We start from the raw sequence: 1082 nt of genomic DNA on the forward strand, positions 1-1082 counted from the left end.
AGCGCGAACAGCAGGTCCGTGGTGCCGATCGCCACCATGACGATGAACATCGGGGCAACGCCGCCGCCGCGGCCGGCGAGGCCGCCCACCAGGCCGGGCAGGCCCACGATGCCGCGGACCGTGCCCAGGCCGCGGCCACCGAAGCCGGCCATGCCGCCGACACCGCCAAGGTCGCCGCCGACACCGCCGCCCGCACCGCCGAACTGGCCCGCGCCGTCGACGCCGAACAACTCGCCGCCCGCGCCAGTCAGGCCGTCCGCGACGCCCAGGACGCCCTGGCCACCGACACAGCACAGACCCAAAGCCGGGTGCCCGCCTGGCGGGCTGGCACCCACTACCGCCCCGACCCCGACACCCAGACCCTGCTCGACCACGCCCGCCACACCACCACCCCCGCCGACACCGCCCTGGTCGAGGCACGCACGGCCGCTCTGCGGCTGTGGCGCCACGCCGGCCCCTACACCGCCCACGCCGCCGAACAAGCCCTCACCGGCGACCACACGGCCCTCACCACGTTCCTGACCGCAGGCCTGGACACGGCCCTGGCCCAGGACGACCGCCTCGGCGTGAAGATCCTCGGCGGCAACGCCGACACCGCCGCCGCCCTCACCGCCGCCCAGAAAGCGCTCGCCACCGGCACACCCGAACAGGTCGAACACTTCCTGCATATCGGCGGCGACTACGACGGCCGCGACGACGAGGACCGCATCGCCGTCCAGCGCATCCTCAACACCGGCGGCCCCGCCACCAAGGACGCCGCCAACGCCGCCTTGGACGGCAGCATCGATGACGTCCGCGACTTCCTCGCCGTCGGCCGCGACATCGCCGCCCAGGACGACGACCGCATCGCCACCCAACTCGTCCTCAACACCGGCGGCCCCGAAGTCCGGGCGGCCGCGAACGCCGCCCTGGACGGTCCCTGGGCCGGCGTCCGGCAGTTCCTGCGCCTGGGCCGCTACCAGGCCGCCCGACGCGACGCCGAGACCGCCCACCACGTCGCCGTCGTCACCGGCCACGTCGCCGCCGCCGCGGCCTCCGCCGCCACCGCCCGCCACCACGCCGCGCTGGCCGCCCACACCGCC

Annotated in this window: 1 protein-coding gene and 1 pseudogene; one reads left to right on the forward strand and one right to left on the reverse strand. The window is 75.8% G+C overall.

Translation table 11 applies throughout. The features are described from left to right. Positions 1 to 302: pseudogene (locus AB0A74_RS42640) on the reverse strand (hypothetical protein); the annotation flags it as partial. Positions 303 to 308: 6 nt separating this feature from the next. Here AB0A74_RS42640 and AB0A74_RS42645 point away from each other — a divergent pair. Beyond that, positions 309 to 1082: ALF repeat-containing protein (locus tag AB0A74_RS42645; protein WP_358258937.1), on the forward strand; the 774-nt coding region annotated here is incomplete at its 3' end.

Source organism: Saccharothrix sp. NPDC042600, from assembly GCF_040647305.1.
In the GTDB taxonomy this organism is placed as follows: domain Bacteria; phylum Actinomycetota; class Actinomycetes; order Mycobacteriales; family Pseudonocardiaceae; genus Actinosynnema; species Actinosynnema mutabilis.